This window comes from Mesobacillus boroniphilus JCM 21738, from assembly GCF_000517385.1.
Classification (GTDB): domain Bacteria; phylum Bacillota; class Bacilli; order Bacillales; family Cytobacillaceae; genus Mesobacillus; species Mesobacillus boroniphilus.
Genome location: NZ_BAUW01000003.1, coordinates 40106 through 61232, shown reverse-complemented (window position 1 = coordinate 61232; position 21127 = coordinate 40106). Strand labels below are relative to the sequence as shown.

The following is a 21127-nucleotide window of genomic DNA, read 5'->3' as shown; positions in this document are numbered from 1 at the left end:
TCCAAATTCAGGATCCTGACGGGCTGATCCATGAAATTGCCTGGAAAAAGGTGAGTGAGATGAGCGAAACAAGTTTTTCCTCGTCCTCTTTCCCCTGCAGGACCATCAGAATTTCCCCATGTTCATTGATGCATACACCAGCTGAACCTACCCATAATTCCATTCCCATATCCTCCTTACCTTCCAAAGTTGTGCCACAAATACGCATTAACCCCTCCACAGCACAGCTCGCTTTTAGCAATTAACTGAGAATAATAATTCATCCCTCAACATATAATCCCTTTTTTTCTCATAGCATATTGTAGGACTTTTTCCTGAGGGAGGTTCATTATGATCATTCATGTTGTCCAAAGAGGGGAAGCCCTGTGGCAAATTGCAAACAGATATCAGGTAACTGTTGCACAAATCAGCGAAATAAATGGACTGGAAAACCCAAACCAGCTAGTCGTTGGCCAGGCCCTTCTTATTCCATCTCATGATATATTCCATTCAGTTCGAGCCGGAGAAGCTTTATGGTCCATTGCCCAGCGTTACGGTACGACCGTAGATGCTATCATCCGGGCTAATGCTATCACCAACCCTGCCCTTATCTACTGGGACCGTACTCCGCATATCAGCTACCCGCCATACGATCCAGCGCGGTGAAACTCTATGGCACATATCCCAGCGTTATGGGGTAACCATACAGGCGATCATCAAGGCCAATCAAATCCAAAATCCTAATCTGCTGTATCCAGGTACTATTCTAGTCATTCCAAAACGGAAACCAACGATTGAATCAAATGCATTCACCTATCACTCTGACGAAAAGGCAATTGAGCTGGTCGGCGAAGCAGCTGATCTGATGACCTATATTGCTCCGTTTGCATATGTCATTCAGCCTGACGGTTCGCTTATCCTTTACATGAAGGATGATACCGAAGCCATCCAGACAGGACTGGCAAAAGGCGCTCTGCCAATGATGTCGATCACCAACTTACAGCGACTGAGGCTGGGGAGAATATCGCCCATGAAGTACTTGCCAGTGAAGCAAATCGTAACACACTGCTCAACAATATCCTTACTGTCATGCGTGAAAAAGGTTACCGTTGCTTGAACATTGATTTTGAAAATGTCCTGCCTGCAGACCGTGAGCATTATAATACATTTCTGCAGGAAGCCGTTGATGCCCTTCATAAAGAAGGCTATTTTGTTTCAACCTCTCTTGCTCCAAAAGTCAGGGCCGATCAAAAAGGATTATTATATGAAGCGCATGATTATCCTGCACACGGCAGGATAGCAGATTTTGTTGTTTTGATGACATACGAATGGGGCTACCGTTTCGGATCGCCTCAGGCTGTTTCACCATTGAACGAAATCCGCAGAGTGCTTGATTACGCGATTACCGCTATCCCTAGGAATAAAATCCTGATGGGATTCCAGCTATATGCAAGAGACTGGATCATCCCCCATGTCCAGGGGCAGGAAGCAGAAACATACAGCCCGCAGGAAGCAGTGAGCCGAGCCATCAGATATGGCGCTGCGATCCAATATGATACTGTAGCAGCATCGCCATACTTCCGCTACACTGATGAACAGGGCCGTGAACACGAAGTATGGTTCGAAGACGCCCGCAGTGCCCAGGCAAAGTTCGACCTGATCAAGCAATACAACTTGCGTGGAGTCAGCTACTGGTGCTTGGCTACCCCTTCCCGCAAAACTGGGTCCTGCTGGACGATAACTTTAATATAAAGAAGTTGCAGTAAGATCTTTTAGAGATATTAAAATAGCCTTCTAATGAACCATCCTCGAGAAGGCTATTTGTAATCGCTCATCTTGATCAAAAGTGCATGGCTCACTCCTGCGAGGCACTCTCAACTCCTTCTATAAATCTTCCATCCTTCATGATTGGCACAATGCCGGAAACATTTAGCTGGCTGCAATACCTCACCTCGCATTTTTCTATGAAAACTTATTATTCTCCATTTATCTGCCTATTCCTTCTCCGTCTTCAACCCTATGTAAAAATCTGTCTCAGGCTCATTATGGATTTCTAATTCAAGGGATAACATTAGCGGTGTCAAAGATGTGATGACCGGACAATTTGGCACTAGCCAGGCTTACGACTTTTTCATGGATGTTTCTGGATCTGACATGGAAAAGATGACATCCTTTGCCAAGAACATCCTGGAACCGAGACTGGAAGCTCTTCCTTAAGTACATGATGTATTGCTGTCAGGAAGCCTGGAAAAATGGATCGAAGGATTTCATTTTGTCCAGGTAGGCAGAGTAGCCGATGCCACTCAAATTGAGCTGGCAGAAGCAGTACGTGAGGAAATCAAACAAATCCGCGAAGAAGGATTAGTCAGCGGCGTCGAATTGAATGAAATGGTCGCCCAAGCGGATTATATCAAGGATTCGATTGATGGAGTGACGAGCAATATCCTGATTGGTGCTGCTATTGCCGTCGCGATTCTGATGCTGTTCTTGAGAAATATCCGTGCTACATTGATCGTAGGATTATCAATCTCACTTTCGCTTCAATGTGGGTTTTTGGTGACAGCTTCAATATGCTCACCTTGATCGGTCTCGGACTTGGAATCGGATGATGGTCGATTCATCCATCGTTATTCTTGAATCCATCTACCGTAAAAAAAACTCGGTTTAAAGAGTCTGGAGGCAGTCATTAAAGGAACCCAGGAAGTAGCCACAGCCGTTCTGGCTTCGATGCTCACCGCAATTGTCGTTTTTGTGCCGATTGGTTTGCTTGGCGGTGAAATGGGCTCATTCATGATCATCCTATCTGTTGTTGTAGCCATTACTCTCATTAGCTCTGTAATTGTTTCGTTCACTCTGATTCCTTCTCTATCCGAGAAGTTCCTGATGAAATGAACAAAGCACTAGACGAGGTTAAAGATATTGGATCTTACTATGTAATGGATAATGGCAACATGCTGTACACCGTCATCAATATGACAAAAGGCGATGAAATTACAAGAGAACAAAAAGACGTGAATGAAAAGATTCTTAAGTCATTAAGAGGTCTAGAGGAGAAGGTTCCTTTGAAGAGCGCCGCAGCAGCCATGTCTGGAGGCGGCGGGTCCCCTGTTCGAATCAATATCTCAGGTGAGAGCTTTGATGAACTCCAAACAATCGCTGATGGGTTTATAGAAGAACTAAAGACTATTGAAGGAATTGTCGCGGCCGAAAATTCCATTGAAAGAACTTCTGTTGAACAAGTTGTCCAGCTGAATGAGTCTGAAATTGAAAAAGCGGGATTGTCCCAGCCGCAGATCAAGCAATTCATTGAGCAAGCCTTTTTACAGATGCCTGTAGGTGAACTGAAAATCAATGAGGAAAACGTTCCGTTAAAAGTGAAGTGGGATGAAGAGATGACTCAGGAATAATCCAAGAATGACGCCGACGATGGTCATCGGAATGACCGACATGACAATCAGCAGGAATTAAGCAGCTAGGATTAGAAAAAACAAAGCGACCTTTCTCGCTTTGCTTTTTTAATTCTTTTTTAAGTTTGTCAGTTATTGGCCAGTTATTCCCCAAGCTCATGTATATGTTCCGAGGGATAAATTGTAAACCCCGTCTTGTCCAACTGTGCAACTCTATACATCGCTGATGCCACCGTCTTCCCCTCTATTGCTTTGTATTTCTTGAATGGTCCCGCAAAGAGAAAAGGCATTTTAGTAAAAATTGCTGCAGCTGCTCTTTCGCCAAGCCTAAATTCATCTCGCTCCCCCAATAACAATGATGGGCGGAAGATGGCTGTTGTTTCAAATGGAATCCGCTTGATTTCTTCCTCCAGCTTTCCTTTCATTTTCGAATAAAATATTGGAGAATCTGGATCAGCATTCATCGAGCTGACAAGCAAAAACTTCCTGGCTCCTTTAGAACTGGCCAATTTGGCAATTGACACAGGGTAGTCTACATCTATCTTCCACATTGCTTCCTTAGTCTTTGCTTTCTTGATTGTTGTTCCAAGGCAGCAGAATACATCGTCAACTGCAAATAACCCTATATACTCTTCCAATCGGTCAAAATCAATCACCCTTTCTACTAGCTTAGAGTGTTTGACGTCAAGCGGCCTTCTTACAATTGCCGTCACCTGGTCATATTCCTTCGAATCCAACAAAATCTGCAGCAATTCATTCCCAATTAATCCTGTCGAGCCAGCTATCAAAGCTTTTTTTCCCATAGCCAAAAGACCTCCCTATAAAATGCCTGCTTTTATTATTCCATATTTGATCTAGTTAGAAAAATCCCGAATAAAAAATGTTCATTTAAAAAAGGTTTTACAAATAACTAAACTTTGTATAATATATGTATAAGTTATGTATAACTTTTTTTAAATGGAGGATAACCTTACGATGCTTGATCATAAATTGTTATTAAACATGCTTTTTCCGGCTCGCGAAAAGTGATTGAACATCAGGAAGAATTGAATGCAATCAATGTTTTCCCTGTCCCAGACGGAGATACCGGCAGCAATCTGTCCTATCTGATGAGGACGATTTTACAAGACGCCTATATTAGTGATGATGCGGCTGAATCCCTCACCTCTTTGAAAAAGGCTGCCTTAAGAGGATCCAGAGGGAATTCAGGAATGATCTTTTCCCAGTTTCTCATTCATTTTGCCAATGGAATATCAGTTAAAAATATTCATGGCCCAAATGATTTCATTTCAGTTTGTGAGCTGGCAACGGGGAAAACATATGATTCCGTTATGTCACCTGAAGAGGGCACCGTCCTGACTGTAATGAAAGATTGGGTGACAGCCATGAAGGAAACGGCAGCTGCTCACACGAATGTGCCTTCATTGATTGTCGATTCACTTCCTCACGTCTATCAATCTCTTGAGAAAACGAAGCTGAAAATGGAAGAGGTAAGCGGAAGAAAAGTGGTGGACTCTGGTGCGAAAGGTTTCGTTTATTTTCTCGAAGGGCTTATCCAGCCGCACAACCAGTCCGAATCAATAGTGACCAAACAAAGTATTCCTGCCTTCGAGGACCATATTTTTTCAAAAGAAGAACTGCTTTCTCATCGTTATTGCACAGAGTTTATGATCAAAGGAATCTCTGATTCTTCTAAAATAAAAGAGGTGGCAGGAAGTCTTGGAGATTCTGTCGTGATCGCCGGGGATGAACAGCAGTTGAAGGTGCACTTGCATACAAATGAACCGCACGAAGCCGTCGAGCTTCTGTCTGCATTTGGCACTGTCAGCTTCCAGAAGGTCGAGGATATGAAGCGCCAATACGAGAGCATCCATGCGAGGAAATCAAAAATCGCCCTTGTCATCGACTCAGCTGTGACCTGCCTGAAGAATTCATGGACCACCATCAGATTCATTTGCTGCCCGCTACAATCGAAATGGATCAGTCACCATATCTGGATAAAGTAACAATGAAACCTGAAAATTTCTACAATCGATTGGAAGTTGCTGAAGAAGCACCTAAAACCTCTCAGCCGGGCCTTGAGCAAATCACTCGCACATACGAACAGCTTGCAAAGCACTACGACCATATTTTATCAATACATGTATCGAAGGAATTAAGCGGGACATTTGAATCCTGCACCCTTGCAGCAGCACAGGTCGACCCTGAAAAAATCACCGTGCTGAATACAAAAACCCTCTCAGGTGCCTATGGCTTGCTAATCCATGCGGTCGCTGAAGAGCTTGACAAAGGAGCAAGCCTGGATGAATTAATTCAACTGACAGAAGAATTGACTGCCAAAACGGAAATCCTCGTCAGCGTCCCAACATTAAAGCATATGATCCGCGGTGGCAGAGTTACCCCACTGCAAGGAAGGATCGCGACGATGTTAAAAATGAAGCCAATCGTTTCTGTTGATGAACAGGGCAAATCAAAGCTTTACGGAAAGACGTTTTTCCGAAACTCAAACCTGAAAAAAATGTTCAGCATGATTGCCCATTTGGATAAAACAAAGCAAATAACACAATATGTTGTACTTCACGCAAACGACCCAGATAAAGCCGCATTATGTGCAGTTGAAATGAAGAACCTGACTGGAGCCAACCCTTTATATACTGCCAATGTATCCCCTGTCATCGGGCTCATGCAGGCAAGGGATCAGTCAGCGTAGCAATGCTTTTCGACAAACCCAAATATGAAAGGAGTTTTTAAAAATGTGGGACTTATATGTAATCAATATCGGCGCAATTTTTCTATTCATGGTCACGATGTTCATCATTGCACAATTAATAAAAGATAACTCGATTGTCGATATCGGCTGGGGGCTTGGATTTGTCATCATCGCCTTCGTCAGCTATTTCGCATCAGAGGGAGAACATTCCCTAAGACAAACCATTGTTTTAACTCTAGTCTCTTTATGGGGAATCCGACTCTTCCTTCACCTGCTCATCCGCTCCATTGGCAGAGGAGAGGATTTCCGATATGCCAATTTCCGTAAGCAATGGGGCAAAAACGTCAGGATTATTGCCTTTTTCAGAGTCTTTATGATGCAGGGAGCCATCATGCTGCTCCTTGCTTATCCTATTGTTCTTGTGAATGTCGCTGACTCAAGCGTCTTTGACATTTTCGCAGTCCTTGGACTGATTGTTTGGGTAATCGGTTTCCTGTTCCAGAGTATTGGAGATTATCAACTAGAACACTTTAAGAAGAGAAAGAAACATAAAGAAGAGATTTTAAAATCCGGATTATGGCGCTACAGCAGGCACCCGAACTATTTTGGCGAAGCGGCGATGTGGTGGGGTATATTCCTGATTGTCCTGGGTGTGCAAAATGGCTGGACCGCATTCTTCAGTGCAGCGTTCATTAATCTATTGCTATTAAAGGTTTCCGGAGTTCCATTCTTGGATAAAAGATATGCCGGGAACGAGGAATACCAGATTTACAAGCAGGAAACGAATCTTTTCATTCCCTGGTTTCCAAAAAAAGTTAACTTCTGATTATATAAAGCCTGCCCATAAAATTGTGGGCAGGCTCTTTACATTCACTCGACAAATCTCCTGGCAATGAAGAAGCTTAACAATGAAGAAACTCCACAAATGAAGGTTCCCCACATCAAGTCAATGGCTGTAATCATCAGCGGCCAATCACTTAATGTCGCCTGGTTCGTCAAATCATATGTGGCATAACAAACGAGGCCAAAAAACGCACCATTTTTAAGAGCTGTTTTCCAGCTATTTTGCCTGATGGCTGGTTTCACAGCAAAATAGGCAAGACCTGCAATGAACAGAATATAAAACAAAGCCGCTGCAATCCAGTTCACCTCTGGAGCGAGCAAATGACCAATCTGCTCTTTGTAGAGGCTTGGTGAAATCAATCCGAGCCAAACACTGTCAAGTACCAGAAATATCAAAAAGGTAATGCCGTAGATTTTCATACAATCAAGTCTCCCTCCGGTTTGACTCTATTATAATAAACACAAGGTTCTTCCCTGAAATCTGGATGTGTACAGATGTGTTTTTTGTTGTACTATGCAGAAGTAGCCCCTTCTGCGACATCACTCATGAATTAGAAAAGCGCAAGCGCCTTGGTCAGCCCCGACAAGCGCTGGAGGGCCGACCAGTGAAGTCGCTCTTTGACTTCATTGGTCGGACCGAAGCGTCTCGAGGAGCTAGACACTAATCAAAGTGTAAAAAGTTTATACTTTCTTATAAAGCGTAGAAAGAGCCTGATATCATGTATCAGGCTCTTTTAAACATTATTCACTTTAACTTTCCTTCTGCAATTGAGTTCTTCTTGCAGCAATGATCAAATCTTCTACCGGCGATACACGTCCGAGTTCATCTTTATGGACAATGTGCTTCCGTTCAAATTTCGTGGGGCTGTCGATACCGGCTGCGGCTGCCAGATTGTAAAGTCCTTCACGCAGTGAATGATATAGTTGGCCACCCTGTACATCTTCTCGTCCACGACCAGACCATCCTGCAGCTTCTTATCGGTGGTCGCTACACCTGCAGGGCATGTATTTGTGTGGCATACCTGGGCCATGATGCATCCAACGCTGATCATCATCCCGCGAGCGATATTCACAAGGTCCGCTCCCATTGCCAGGGCGATTGCGATTTTATCAGGAGTGATCAATTTTCCTGAAGCAATCAGCTTCACTCTGTCCCTGATTCCATATTGGCGAAGCATTTCATCCACAACAGGAAGCGCTGAGTTGATAGGAAGTCCAACTGTGTCAGCAAGCTCCTGATAGGTTGCTCCGGTGCCGCCTTCTCCGCCGTCTACCGTAATGAAATCAGGCCCTTTCTCACTTTCCTTCATGTAAGAAATCATATTTTCAAGCGCGTCCATATCACCAACAACAATTTTGATGCCTACTGGTTTGCCCCCAACCGAGCGTAATTCTTCAATCCAATCAAACAACGAAGGAACATCGCTGAATTCATAAAATCGGTTTGGACTGTTAATCGTCTTCCCGACTTCCACCAGCCTGATTTTGGCGATTTCCTCATTGACCTTTTCCCCTTCAACATGGCCTCCACGCGTTTTCGCTCCCTGGGCAAGCTTGATTTCAAATGCTTTCACCTGGGGCATTTCACTTTTCTTCTTAAATTCTTCCCAGGAAAACTCTCCGTTTGGCTTACGCACACCAAACAAGTCCGGTCCGATCTGCATCATGATATCTGGATTTCCGGCAAGATGATGTTCAGACAGCCCGCCTTCACCTGAATTCATCCACGTTCCGCCCGCCAGTCCCAGGCCTTTGGACATCGCCTGGATTGCTTTTTCCCCCAGCGCGCCATAGCTCATTGCCGACTGGCCTACCTGGCCTTTCACACGGAATGGATAGCGGCAGGTATGCTCGCCAATGACTACGGCGTCATCATCCTGCAAATAATACGGATCGGCCAATTTTTCTTCACTATGTTCCTTTCTTGTAAAGAGGCCCTCACCATCAATCTTGTAAACTCTTGTTTTAATTTTCTCGGCATTATCGACTTTCATCTCATCAGTCAATTTCGGAAACAGCGTATTTCTGATGTAAAAGCCTTCTGCCTCAAAATCCTTAAGTGATCCGAATCCTATCAATCTTTCCTTATACTTTCCAGCCTTGACGACATCCTGAAATTCCTTGCGTGAAAAAGGCTTTCCCTCATTATCACCGTCAAATAGATACTGCCTCAACTCTGGTCCAATATGCTCGGTAAAATAACGAACCTTCAATGACGGGAAAATTTCTTAATATCGAATGCTGCTTCTGCTTGTCGTCTTTCATATATAAATAGATAAATAGCATGACCGGCACAAGAATAATCAAAGCTACGAAGATAAACAGGCCGACAACTAGATAATCCGTCAATCCCATTGAAATCCTCCTTTTTTATAATGAAGCAAGTGCTTTGTTTACAGCAGTATCCCCACTAGCCACCTCGAATGTTTTGTTAAAAGCGGCCTCGGTTTCAAGCGACACGACGAGTACCTCCGCCATATCCTCACGGGAAATTTCAAGCTCATTCGAATCCAGCGTTTCAGCGGCAGATATTTTTCCATCACCAGGCTTATCTGTCAACGCTCCCGGCTGAATAATGGTATAGGTCAAATTCGATTGCCGCAGCAACTCATCAGGCATCTCTTTCGCTCCAATTTCCCGACTGTCATCACCTGCCGCTTCATTGGCCATGATGGCACTCATCATCACAAATCGCTTAACACCCTGTTTTTCCGCCTCTTTCACTGTCTCAATGACTGACTCATGGTCCACCATTACCGTTCTGCCAGCTCTGGCCTTTGGATTGATGCCAGTAAGATAAATGGCGGCATCATAACCTTGGAATAACGTCGGCAAAATCGTCTCTTCATATAGAACCGCTTCTGTAGCTCCCCTCTTTTTTAACAGCTCGATCTGATTCTCACTGCTGACAACTGCACAGGATGTATACCCATTTCCCATGAGCTTGCTGACAACAAACTCTCCGATGCTGCTATGGGCTCCAATTACGATTACCTTCATCATGGTTTCCTCCTTTTTGTAAAAAAGAGAAACAGATAGGATCCGTTTCTCTTTTTTAATCTTTCTATGATTAAACCATCCGATTCCAGTGGCGGTGTTCAGCTATTGCCTTGATGAATTCCTGGCCGTCTACTGTCACTTCTTTGCCGCTATCAAAAACAACGATACCTGGAACTCCTTCATAGCCGATACCTGCAGCAGTCAGGAGTTCTGCTGCTTCCTTACCCGCACCGACTGTTTTAAAATGGCTGAATGCTTCATCGACAAAGTAGACTGCTTCCTTTTTCTGCTTCAAGCTATCTACGCTTTCCTGCCCACCGGCAACATAAAGTGCGTCAAACAGGACAGAGCTGGCGGTCAGCAAAGTGTGCTGCACTTCAAGCTCAGTGCCATCCTCACCCTTGATCACCCCTAGCTGCTTGCTGACGATTTCTGCGGTAATGCCGCTCATCTTCAGCATTTCCATCAAGCCGGAACTTCCGCTCCGTTAAAGCCATGATCAGCAAGGATTGCTACCTTTCTGGTATTCGGCAGCTTTGATGTATTCATCTGGCTCAATGCCGGCGAACTCTTGGTTACATCTGCTGGTTTGCTTGTCGGATTCTTGGCACCTAAGCTTTCGGCTACTTGCTCAGCAAGGAAGGTATCGATATTGCCGAGCATCTCAACCACCTGCTGCTGCACATCCTTGCTCTTCACTTTTCCGAGTTCGAAACTAAAGGCTTCGATCATATGCTGCTTTTCCACATCAGACATGCTGTTCCAGAAGAGCGTTGCCTGGGAATAATGGTCCTTAAAGCTGTCACTGCGAGCTTGGACCTTCCGTCCTTCCACTTTTTCCTGGTGATGTACATATCCTCCTGCACTAGCAGGCGAAGGCTTCGGATCGTTGTTCTGCATTGAGTTTTTATGATATGCCACTTGGCCGCGATCAATCGTCATCCGGTGCATGCCATCGCGCTGGTTGTTATGGAACGGGCAAACTGGCCTGTTGATCGGGATTTCATGGAAGTTAGGACCTCCAAGACGGGATAGCTGAGTATCAGTATAGGAGAACAACCGCCCCTGAAGAAGCGGATCATTTGAAAAATCGATGCCCGGCACGACATGTCCAGGGTGGAACGCTACCTGTTCTGTTTCCGCAAAGTAATTGGTCACATTCTGGTTCAGCGTCATTTTTCCAATGATCTTTACCGGTACCTCTTCCTCAGGCCAGATCTTTGTAGGATCCAATACATCGAAATCGAATTTGAATTCATCTTCTTCGTCAATCATCTGGACGCCCAGCTCATACTCTGGATAATTTCCCATCTCGATCGCATCAAAAAGGTCACGTCGATGGAAGTCCGGATCCTTCCCGGCTAGCTTCTGAGCTTCGTCCCATATTAGTGAATGAACACCCAGTACTGGTTTCCAATGGAATTTTATAAAACGGGCCTTGCCCTGCTCATTGACAAACCTGAATGTATGAACCCCGAAGCCTTCCATCATTCTGAAGCTGCGAGGATTGCACGATCTGAAATATGCCACATAATCATATGCGCAGACTCCGTATTATTCGCGATAAAATCCCAGAACGTGTCATGCGCTGACTGTGCCTGGGGGATTTCATTATGCGGCTCTGGCTTGACCGCATGGATCAAATCAGGGAATTTAATCGCGTCCTGAATGAAGAATACAGGAATATTGTTCCCGACAAGATCATAGTTCCCTTCTTCTGTGTAAAACTTCGTAGAGAAACCCCGGACATCACGGACGGTGTCACCTGATCCGCGTGAACCGGCCACCGTTGAAAAGCGCACAAACACTGGAGTCTTTTTGCCCGGATCCTGCAGGAATCCTGCTTTCGTATATTCAGCCATTGGCTCGTATACCTGGAAATAGCCGTGAGCGGCAAATCCCCTCGCATGGACTACACGCTCTGGAATACGCTCATGATCAAAATGGGTCATCTTCTCACGAAAATGGAAGTCTTCCATCAATGTTGGTCCGCGGTCTCCCGCTTTCAAGGAATGTTCATCTTCGGAAACACGCAGCCCCTGGTTAGTCGTCATTGCTTTTCCGTCATGCCCGGATTTGAACTGGTCCAGCTGCTGATTCTTTGAATTTTCGTTTAGCTCTTGATTTTTCCCGTCTTTACTCACTGATTCATTCCTCCCATTCTTGATGTAGAAGCATGCCAAAATATGTAATCTCTCTAAAGTTGCTTTGTATAATCGATTGGCTATGCTCCTATATGGACGTATACCACGAGCGAAAGCCCGCTAAACGATTAGTTAGCGGGCTTTCTTATTGGTTAGGAAACTATAATTTCCTATTAAATAAAAAACAGGATTCCCAACCGGGGAATCCTGCTGTACCTGTTTATGTTCACACTGGTGCAGTAAATGAACGCTGGGCTAGTTCGTTTTCGAGCATGAAGAATGCGTTGCTGTCCTTGTCGATGCGGCGGAGCTTTTGAATCAGGCTGTCAAACAGGGCTTCTTCTTCAACTTGTTCTTCAATGAACCATTTGAGGAAGGTCATCGTAGCGTGTTCGCGCTCATCAAGCGCGATATCTGCAAGATTATAAATGCGGCGCGTTACTTCCTTTTCGTGCTCAAGTCCTTTTTCAAAAACATCAAGAACAGACTCGAAGTCGTTTGATGGAGCGTGGAATCCATCGAATGTCACGCGCTCACCCATATCGTTGATGAAATTGTAAAATTTCATCGCATGGAAGCGTTCTTCTTCAGCTTGTACCAAAAAGAAATTCGCAAAACCGTCCAGATTCTCCGCTGAGCAATACGCAGCCATTGCCATGTACGCGTGCGCAGAATAAAACTCATAATTCATTTGTTCGACCAAACCATTTACCAATTTATCGCTGATCATTATATTCCTCCTCAATCCATGCAGCTGTTGTCTTTTTACGCTAACATAATTATTTTGCCTTCCTTATCGAATTTTACCCTTTTACCAGCCTTAAAACCATCATTCCAATCTGAATTGGTAAAAAAACAAAGAGACAGTCCCGGAAGCCATTCATCAGGTCTCCTGAACTGCCCCTACCTCTTAAAACAACTCTAATAAAAGATCCCAAAATCCTTTCCTTTTCTCAGTCTTTGCTTTCTTCGTCACTTGCTCTTCTTTTTTAATGGCTTCTGTTTTGATTACGAATTGTACGGAGGTCACTTTCTCGTTTTTAGCGGAAACGAAGGAAACAGGTTCAAATTCTGATTTATCATATTCCTTGATCATTTCATTGATTTCCTGCTGCATTTGCTCAGGCAGATTCTTCGTTTCCTGGTGTAATTCACTTGTTCCGTTATGGAGTTCGCCGACTCCTTTATTCAATTCGCCTGTACCATCTGCCAAACCAGCGAGTCCTGAATGCAGCTGCGAATATGAAGAAGATAACTCATTTACTCCTTTTGTATAGCTTATCAATCCGGAATGGAACTCTCCGTAATTGGAGGACAATGTCGTGAGACCTTTCTGCAGTTCGCCAAGTGCACCCATATCCATTTCATCGAGGGAAGCAGAAAGTTCGTTGGCGATTGCTGTTAGATTCCCTCTCATTTCTTTTACAGACCCGCTGACCTTGCTTAAGGCAGGGTCAACAGCCGCAAAGACCTCTTGTACATTAGCGTATGTCACTTTTACTTCTTGAGCAGACTTATAGGTCTCAACCAGTTTATTGACAACATTTGCGTCAGCACCGCTGCTAAGTAGTCCAGCAATCTCTTCCTCTGAAAGCTGATGAGCTGGGATCTTCTTGATCGCTCCATCCAAAGCTCCATAAGCCATTGCATAATTATCACGCAAAGTGATTAGCCCATCAGCTGCTTGATTCATGCCATTTGCGAGCTGTGTCAGTCCGCCTGGCAGTTCACTCAAGCCTGTCATGTCCATCTGGGCAGAATCACCAGATAATGATGCGCTTATTTTTTTCAATGCATCGCCAATTGATTGGGATGCTCCTGTTAACTCAGCCGAGGAATCGGAAAGCTGGCTGATGCCGTTTTTATACCTTGCTGAACCATCACGCAGGCTTGCTGCGCCATTGTTCAGTTCCGAAACACCTTTCTTCAGGTCCCCAACACCATTATTCAATTCACTGATTGCATCAGACAATGCTGACATGTCATCGGTCATGTTCTCCATTTCTGAAGTATCGATCGGAAGAGTGGAAGGAACCGCTGCGATATCGATGCCGCTGAACTCAAAATCTGTGACGTCCGCTTCCACAATAAGGCTTTCCTCTTGTCCAGGCATGACAGTAAAAGTAATTTGTTTATTCTTTCCTGCATTCGCAACCATACCCCCAGTTGCTTCTATATTTTGATAGCTATTTGAGAGTTTCAGGGAAACTTGCAATAAGTAATTCTCAAAATAAACGCTGTCTGCCTTTTCGTTAGCAGAAGTATTAATTTTAATTTCTGCATGACCTTCTTTTCCCGCGAGCTCAGTTGCTTCAACCTCCCGTCCATCAAGCAGATAGGAAATCTCAATATTCCATGGCAATTCAGTTTTGTCTTCTATGTTTCCCTGATAATAAAACTTTCCTTCAGGGGCATGTATTTGGACAGCCTGGCCATTCTGATCAAGTTCGGATAGATCAGTCAGGTTCTTGACGCTGCTGTACTTCCCATAATCGATTATTTTTCCTGCCTTGGCTACCTCCAAAGTATTGACGACAAATATGTCATCGAGTTTTCCATTGGATTTTAATGTAGCGTATACGACTTCATCCTTAGAGGTAACTTTTCCTTCAGCTTCTGCTGCAGCTCCATAACTAAGAAATGAAGGCAAGAAAATCATCAGCGCCAGCGAAGCAAACAGTATTTGTTTAGTTCTCATCATCATTTCTCCTCGTAAAAATTTGCTTTATAAGTCGTCTTTATAATGAATTTATCGAATACCAGCAGCATGGCGGGCAATAAAAACACCACCATTACAAATGCCAGCAATGCACCCCTGCCTAATAATAAGCCAATGGATCCAACAATCGGGTTGACGACGTCATCCATAAAATAAACCCGACACTCGATAGAATCGCTGCGGATATTGAAATGGAAAACGTTTTTTCATCCAATGTTTTTACGATTGCTTTTTTAGCGGACATTTCCTGGCGGTTATGCTGGTAAGCTTCCGTCAGCAAAATCGCATAGTCCACCGTTGCCGCCAGCTGTACCGTACTGATGATCAGATATCCGACAAACACAAGCGATGAACTTGTAAAATACGGAATCGACAGATTGATCCAGACTGCTGATTGAATTGTGATCAGCAATACGAGCGGAATCGAAATTGATTTAAAGGTTGCCAGAAGGACAATCGCAATCGTCACGACCGTCAGCACGTTCACTACGGTATTATCCTTATTCACAACATTCTTGATATCATACAATGTTACGCTTTCTCCGAGACTAAGCGCCTGATTATCATAATATTTGGCAGCCGCTGCTTCTACTTTTTGGACAATTGAAAAAGGAATATTCCCTTCTGTCCCCTGATTCGTATTGATGATAATCCTGCTGTAATTCTCGGAATAAAACTCGTTAGTGATTGATTCATCAAGGTACTCAGGCGGGATGACCGAGCCAACCATATTCACATAGGCAATCACACTTGTGACGTAATCCAGGTTCTCAAGCTCCTCGACAAGCTCCGCTTCTTTTGCCCGATCTCCTGTCGGAACCAAAAGGACAATCGGAGTTGTTTCTCCAAATGCTTCTTTTATCTCGATAAAATCACTGCCAGCACGTGTCGTTTCCGGTTGTTCGCCAAGCCCGTACGTAAATGCCGTATTGCTTTGTGCCAAAAAGCTTGGAACGAGAATGGCAAAGACAAGCAGCAGGCTTGGGATTTTCAATTTGACGACAAAGCTGCCGATTCCGGTAAAGCTCGGCACGAAGCTTTTATGCTGCGTTTTGCCCATCCATTTATAGAAAAGTAAAGTAAGCGCCGGTAAAAACACCATGACACTGATGAAGCTCAAAACGATTCCTTTTACCAGGTTGATTCCAAGGTCTGAGCCGATTTCGAATTTCATGAACGTCAATGCGATGAATCCAAAAAAGGTTGTAGCCGCACTGGCGGTGATCGCCGGGAATGACTTTTTCATCGCAAGCCGCATCGCTTCTTCTGGATTATTCGTTTTCTTTCGATAATCAGAGAAACTGTGAAGCAGGAATACGGCATAATCGAGCGAAACCGCCAGCTGCAGAATCGGGGCTACTGACTGGGTTACAAAAGACACCTCGCCGATAAAAATGTTCGTTCCGAGATTGATCAGGACCGAAACGCCAATCGCCGTCAGGAAAAATAACGGTTCCACCCACGACGTCGTGGAGACAACTAGAATGAAAATAATGATTGGCACAAGCAAAATCGCCGCGTACATGGATTCTGTTCCAGCCATTTTTTGTGAAGAGGCGGTATTGATGGCCTCGCCCGCAATCGCTCCGTCTTCGCCGATCAGTTCGTAAATAGCATCGGTAATCGCAACCTCATCACCTGAGCGGACACTGATCGAGAATAGCGCATTTCCATCTTTATAGTAGTTTTCGACTGTCTCTTTGTCTGCCATTTCTAGGGGGGTTTTCAAATCCACCACATCATCGAGCCAAATGACCTCTCCAACACCATCAATGGCTGACAATTTCTCTTTTAGGCTGAGTGCTTTCTGCAAGGATATATCCCTTACCATGACCCTCGTATCCGGTACCTCAGCAGTAAACTCTCTTTCCATGATTTCCATAGCCCTTGTTGATTGGGCATCTTCAGGCAGATAATCCACCATATTATAATTGACCGATACAAAAAATTGCGCCACCGTCGAAACTAACGCAAATATAACAAACGCTATGACAACAGCTTTCTTATGTTTTATGATTTTTTCTGCCATGCTTATCATTCTTTAACCTCACTTGAGTCTTTTGCCATTACACTTTATCATTATATAAACACCGTGTTGTCTATTCAACAAACAGTTGTGTACATTACGTTATATTCACAACATAAAACTACTTATTGTTGGTTAATTCACTGTTTTACAGATAAAGGAAGGGTGTTGGGAAGTGGACCGACGAAAAAAGTATACAAAGATGGTTTTAAAAGAAGGTCTGATGGAATTATTGAAAAATAAGCCCATTTCAAACATCACGATCAAAGAAATCTGTGAAGAGGCAGACATCAATCGTTCCACATTTTACTCTCATTATTCCAGTCAATATGACCTGCTGAATGCAATTGAAGAAGAATTCATTGAAGACATGGTTTCGACACTTAACCATTACAATTTTTCAAAAGAAGAAGAAGCTCTAATGATGACAGAGAAGATTCTTGAGTATATTGCAAAAAAACCTGACGTATGCCAAATGCTTCTAAGCGAAAATAGCGATATACACTTTCAGAAAAAAGGGATGATGATCACCCAGGAATATATTTTCAAAAATTGGCTTTCAAACAACCAGTTTGACACCGAAACATTTGAATATATAAATATTTTTGTTGTTAGCGGAAGTATTTATGTCATTAAAAATTGGGTAGAAAACGGGATGGATAAAACACCGAGGGAAATGGCCGAGATTATAAACAACTTCATTAATAAAGGTTTATCAAATATACGTTAAAGCGCCAGCCCAAAATCCGGGCCGGCGCTTTTTTCATTTAAGAACCAGTCTCGTGACACTCTCAATCTGTGAAGTGTGCGGGAACATGTCCACTGGCTGGATATATTCAACTTTATACTGGGAGCCCAGTGTCATGATATCCTTTGCAAGCGTTGATGGGTTGCAGGATACGTACACGAAGGTTTTCGGCTTGATTTTCAGAACTGTCTTTAGAAACTCCTCATCGCAGCCTGTTCGAGGCGGATCGACGACGATCACATCCGGACGCCATCCTTCCTTCAACCATTTCGGAAGCAGTTCTTCCGCTTTGCCCATATAGAATCTGGCGTGCTTGACTCCGTGCTTTTCAGCATTCTTCTTCGCATCCTCAATTGATTCAGGAATGACGTCCATTCCGCGAACCTCGCCAGCCTGATCTGCCATCCACAGTCCAATGGTCCCAACGCCGCAATATGCATCAACAAGCTTTTCCTTGCCAGTCAACATGGCAGCTGATTTCGCTTCATTGTAGAGTTTTACAGTCTGTTCAGGGTTAAGCTGGAAGAACGTCCGAGCCGACAGTTCAAATTGCAGATCGCCCAGTGTCTCCTGGATAAAATCGCTGCCTTCCAGTGTCGCTGTATCATTACCGAAGATGACGGATGTCTTTTCCCCATTGATGTTTTGCACAATCGAGTTAACCTTAGGAAGCCGTTTTTTGATTTCCTGGATGATGATATCCTTTTTCGGCAGCTCTTTTTTCGTTGTGATCAGGACAATTTGCAGTTCTCCGGTCTGTACTCCTGTTCTCGCCACGATTGTACGCACGAGTCCTTTGTGCTTTTTCTCATTGTAAATCGGAATCTTCAAATCTTGAAGAATGCCTTTTACCACCTCGGTAGCCTTCGACGTTGCCGGATGCTGGACCGCGCACTGCTCAATATTGATCAAGTTATGTGAATTCAAGCCATATAATCCGGCAAGCACTTTCCCATCCTTTTCGCCAACCTGGAATTGGCTCTTGTTCCGGTAACCCCATGGATTCTCCATCCCAATTGTCGGCCTGATCTCCAGCTCGTCAATCTTGAGCTTTGTATGGCGTTCCAAAGCCTGGATGACAATGTCCCGTTTCTCGTTGAGCTGCTGGTCATAGCGCAAATGCTGGAGCTGGCAGCCACCGCACTGGTCGTATACCGGGCAAAGCGGCTTGATCCGATGCTCTGATTGTTTACGGATTTTCTTGATTTTCGCCTCAGCAAACTTCGGGTGTACCTTTGTTGCCTCCGCAACTATTTCCTCACCAGGCAGCGCGCCCGGCACGAACACGACCTGGCGCTTGAAATAGCCGACGCCTCCCCATTAATGCCAAGTCGCTTGATTGTCAGCGGGAAGGTCTGTTTCAGCTCCACTTTCGTTCCTTGCTGGTCTTTGTTCGTTTGCTGGCCTTTTTGCGAGTGCTGGCCTTTTTTCTTATACTGGCCCTTACTTACTTGGTGGCCTTTTTTGACTTGCTGATTTTTTTGTGGTTGCTGCTCTTTTTTCATAAAACTTCACTCCAATTATTCAATGCTTCTCCATAAATAGAGCGAAGCATAGCTTAAATAAGGATTCCACGGTTCTTTATACTTTTCCATCTGTGCTGGAGTCGGTTTTTCATCCAGATTAAAATATTTCTTCAGTGCATTCTGAATCCCAATGTCGCCCATTGGGAATAAATTCGGCCTTCCGAGCGCGAACATCAGGAAGTTTTCAACAGTCCACGGACCAACTCCGCGAATCTTGATCAATTCCTGGGCAACTTCTGCATCAGGTTTTGATTTCATTTTTTCAAAATCAAGTTGTCCGGACGCTGCCAGTTCCGCGATCCCGATCACATACTCAGCCTTCCGTCCGCTGAATTGCAATTCGCGCAGCTCTTCAACCGTAAGCTGCGCCACTTTTTCAGGCGACGGATAAAACCAGACTCCGTCCATCTCTTCGCCGTATGTTTTTACAAATCGTTCTGTCAAGGCAAAAGCAAAATTAAGGTTGACCTGTTGATGGATTATGCTCTTAATTAAACTAGAAAAGGGATCAAATTCAAGGACAAGCGGAGTGCCATAATGTTCACCGAACAAGCTCTTTAACTCCGTCGTCTGGAAATGCTCATGGATGTGAATCAACTTCACGTTCCATTGAAAAATTTCAGACAGACGCTCAAGCGCCCTGTCTTTTTCAGTCTCCGCACGGATGAGGAATTCAGGCTTTTCCAGAGTCCCGGTTCCGACGACTTCTGCGACTATTTTTTTATTATTAACAGAAAGCGGAACCTTAACAAGCCGCTTTTCAATATCAACATAATGCAAAGGATCGAGCGCAAGCCTGCTTAAAGCAAGGTCAAAATCAAAGGGCCCGGAAAATGCCACTGTTTCTTCCCACATATACTAACCGCCCTTAAGTATTTTTCCCGTATTATAGCATTTTTGCAGGTTTTTATCGAAGTTTGTATAGATTACGGCTCTTATTTTACAAAATCGATTTGAATTTCAGCGGGATAATTTGCGCTTTCAAGTTTTATTGGCGGAGTTCACAATTTTATTGGCGATAATTAATTTTTATTGGCGAAAATCACCTTTTATTGGCGATAATTTCATTATATTGGCGAAAATCTGATTTTATTGGCGAACTGGAAAAACCGCTTCATTTTTTCCAATTTCAAAAGTCCCAGCACTGTAAAAATGCTGGGACTTCGAATCAATACAACATCGGATCCTTCATACCGCTCTTGCTTAGCATCAAATCATCAAGCTTTTAAATTTGTAGCCTTGTTCTTTCAAATCCCTGATTACTTTTCCGAGGCGTCGGCGTTGTCCTTTGATACAGTGTGCAGCAGCAGGACGGCACCTGGATGGATCTGCGTCATGATTTTATCATATGAGTACTGCGCGCCTTTCTGCTGGTCTGTATTCCAATCAACAAAAGCGAGTGACCAGAATACATGGGTATAGCCGGCTTCCTTCGCCACTGCCATCGTCCTTTCACTGAAAATCCCTCGCGGCGGCCGCAAATATGCCATATGTTTTTTACCAGTGATTCTCTCGGTCTCAGCTTTGACCATTTCCAGTTCCTTATTGATTTTTTCATCACTGATTTTCGTCATATCCGGATGGTGCCAGGAATGATTGCCGATGATATGGCCTTCATTTGCCATCCTGGCGACAAGCTCCGGAGCGCTTTCGAGATAATGTCCTGTCACAAAAAAGCCGCCGGAACTTTTTCTTCTTTTAAAATATCAAGGATTTTCTCGGTATAGCCATTTTCATAACCATTATCGAAGGTCAAATAAATGTCCTTTGAATTCTTGTCACCTTTATAAACTGCTCCATGGTCTTCGAGGATGACCTCAAACATCCTGCCGGCATCTGCCTGCCTTCCGTTGCGTCCCTTCTTGAAGCCCCAGTGCATTGGTGAGTTGGAGTTTTCCTCCGCACCTGTTGTCGCTGGCAAGGTAATCAAGAGCAGCAACGCTGACGCGAGAATAACTTTAACAATCGTCTTCATGATGTTCCTCCATTGATGTTTTTCCTTAGTGTTTGTCAGGAGGTGAAAAA

At 44.1% G+C, this 21127-nt stretch carries 12 protein-coding genes and 8 pseudogenes; 8 read left to right on the top strand and 12 right to left on the bottom strand.

Features of this window, described 5'->3' with window-relative positions; genetic code table 11:
* Nucleotides 1–55: 55 nt before the first annotated feature.
* Nucleotides 56–163, bottom strand: a pseudogene (locus tag JCM21738_RS24670) (NUDIX hydrolase); the annotation flags it as partial.
* A gap of 167 nt (nucleotides 164–330) precedes the next feature.
* Here JCM21738_RS24670 and JCM21738_RS01955 point away from each other — a divergent pair.
* The 4 genes and pseudogenes from JCM21738_RS01955 to JCM21738_RS25050 all read left to right on the top strand — a co-directional run bounded on the left by JCM21738_RS01955 (nucleotide 331) and on the right by JCM21738_RS25050 (nucleotide 3386).
* Nucleotides 331–1745 (top strand): annotated as a pseudogene (locus JCM21738_RS01955) (glycoside hydrolase family 18 protein).
* Nucleotides 1746–2067: 322 nt separating this feature from the next.
* Nucleotides 2068–2196: a hypothetical protein gene (locus JCM21738_RS26505; protein WP_256360157.1), complete on the top strand. Its 129-nt coding sequence runs from the start codon at nucleotides 2068–2070 to the stop codon at nucleotides 2194–2196.
* Between the two features lie 12 nt (nucleotides 2197–2208).
* Nucleotides 2209–2871: pseudogene (locus JCM21738_RS25055) on the top strand (efflux RND transporter permease subunit).
* The gene (locus tag JCM21738_RS25050; RefSeq protein ID WP_023625680.1) at nucleotides 2868–3386 is read left to right on the top strand and encodes a hypothetical protein; all 519 of its coding nucleotides are present in this window, start codon (nucleotides 2868–2870) and stop codon (nucleotides 3384–3386) included. Before JCM21738_RS25055 ends, JCM21738_RS25050 begins: the two are co-directional and overlap by 4 nt.
* Nucleotides 3387–3529: 143 nt before the next feature.
* Here JCM21738_RS25050 and JCM21738_RS01940 read toward each other — a convergent pair whose 3' ends face one another.
* Nucleotides 3530–4189: an oxidoreductase gene (locus JCM21738_RS01940; RefSeq protein ID WP_023625681.1), complete on the bottom strand. Its 660-nt coding sequence runs from the start codon at nucleotides 4187–4189 to the stop codon at nucleotides 3530–3532.
* Nucleotides 4190–4411: 222 nt separating this feature from the next.
* Between JCM21738_RS01940 and JCM21738_RS26500 the strand changes: the two genes are divergently transcribed.
* The 3 genes from JCM21738_RS26500 to JCM21738_RS01930 are packed head-to-tail and all read left to right on the top strand — an operon-like array spanning nucleotide 4412 to nucleotide 6922.
* On the top strand, nucleotides 4412–5392 hold the full coding sequence (locus JCM21738_RS26500; RefSeq protein WP_148296041.1) for a DAK2 domain-containing protein: 981 nt from the start codon (nucleotides 4412–4414) through the stop codon (nucleotides 5390–5392).
* Nucleotides 5320–6096, top strand: coding sequence for a DegV family protein (locus JCM21738_RS26495; protein WP_081742009.1), 777 nt, complete (start codon nucleotides 5320–5322; stop codon nucleotides 6094–6096). The genes JCM21738_RS26500 and JCM21738_RS26495 overlap by 73 nt, the downstream gene beginning before the upstream one ends.
* A 43-nt stretch (nucleotides 6097–6139) precedes the next feature.
* On the top strand, nucleotides 6140–6922 hold the full coding sequence (locus JCM21738_RS01930; RefSeq protein ID WP_023625683.1) for a DUF1295 domain-containing protein: 783 nt from the start codon (nucleotides 6140–6142) through the stop codon (nucleotides 6920–6922).
* A gap of 44 nt (nucleotides 6923–6966) precedes the next feature.
* Here JCM21738_RS01930 and JCM21738_RS01925 read toward each other — a convergent pair whose 3' ends face one another.
* The 7 genes and pseudogenes from JCM21738_RS01925 to JCM21738_RS01895 form a co-directional block, all read right to left on the bottom strand.
* On the bottom strand, nucleotides 6967–7359 hold the full coding sequence (locus JCM21738_RS01925; protein ID WP_023625684.1) for a DUF2177 family protein: 393 nt from the start codon (nucleotides 7357–7359) through the stop codon (nucleotides 6967–6969).
* 330 nt (nucleotides 7360–7689) lie between these two features.
* Nucleotides 7690–9294 (bottom strand): annotated as a pseudogene (locus JCM21738_RS01920) (FMN-binding glutamate synthase family protein).
* 15 nt (nucleotides 9295–9309) lie between these two features.
* Nucleotides 9310–9942 carry an NAD(P)H-binding protein gene (locus JCM21738_RS01915; RefSeq protein WP_243462849.1) on the bottom strand — a complete coding sequence of 211 codons (633 nt, stop codon included), beginning with the start codon at nucleotides 9940–9942 and terminating at the stop codon, nucleotides 9310–9312.
* Nucleotides 9943–10009: 67 nt separating this feature from the next.
* A pseudogene (locus JCM21738_RS01910) lies at nucleotides 10010–12083 on the bottom strand (catalase).
* A gap of 226 nt (nucleotides 12084–12309) precedes the next feature.
* Nucleotides 12310–12813: a ferritin gene (locus tag JCM21738_RS01905; RefSeq protein WP_023625688.1), complete on the bottom strand. Its 504-nt coding sequence runs from the start codon at nucleotides 12811–12813 to the stop codon at nucleotides 12310–12312.
* Between the two features lie 180 nt (nucleotides 12814–12993).
* Nucleotides 12994–14781, bottom strand: a complete 1788-nt coding sequence (locus JCM21738_RS01900) for a hypothetical protein (protein ID WP_023625690.1) — start codon at nucleotides 14779–14781, stop codon at nucleotides 12994–12996.
* A 2-nt stretch (nucleotides 14782–14783) separates the two neighbouring features.
* Nucleotides 14784–16840: pseudogene (locus tag JCM21738_RS01895) on the bottom strand (efflux RND transporter permease subunit).
* Nucleotides 16841–17003: 163 nt separating this feature from the next.
* Here JCM21738_RS01895 and JCM21738_RS01890 point away from each other — a divergent pair.
* The gene (locus JCM21738_RS01890) at nucleotides 17004–17558 is read left to right on the top strand and encodes a TetR/AcrR family transcriptional regulator (RefSeq protein WP_023625692.1); all 555 of its coding nucleotides are present in this window, start codon (nucleotides 17004–17006) and stop codon (nucleotides 17556–17558) included.
* A 33-nt stretch (nucleotides 17559–17591) separates the two neighbouring features.
* Here JCM21738_RS01890 and rlmD read toward each other — a convergent pair.
* From rlmD to JCM21738_RS01875, 3 genes and pseudogenes are all read right to left on the bottom strand, one after another.
* Nucleotides 17592–18946: pseudogene (rlmD, locus tag JCM21738_RS01885) on the bottom strand (23S rRNA (uracil(1939)-C(5))-methyltransferase RlmD).
* 150 nt (nucleotides 18947–19096) lie between these two features.
* Nucleotides 19097–19957 (bottom strand): DNA-3-methyladenine glycosylase family protein, encoded by an 861-nt coding sequence (locus JCM21738_RS01880; protein WP_023625694.1) that lies wholly within the window; start codon nucleotides 19955–19957, stop codon nucleotides 19097–19099.
* A gap of 404 nt (nucleotides 19958–20361) precedes the next feature.
* A pseudogene (locus tag JCM21738_RS01875) lies at nucleotides 20362–20927 on the bottom strand (polysaccharide deacetylase family protein).
* Nucleotides 20928–21127: the final 200 nt, after the last annotated feature.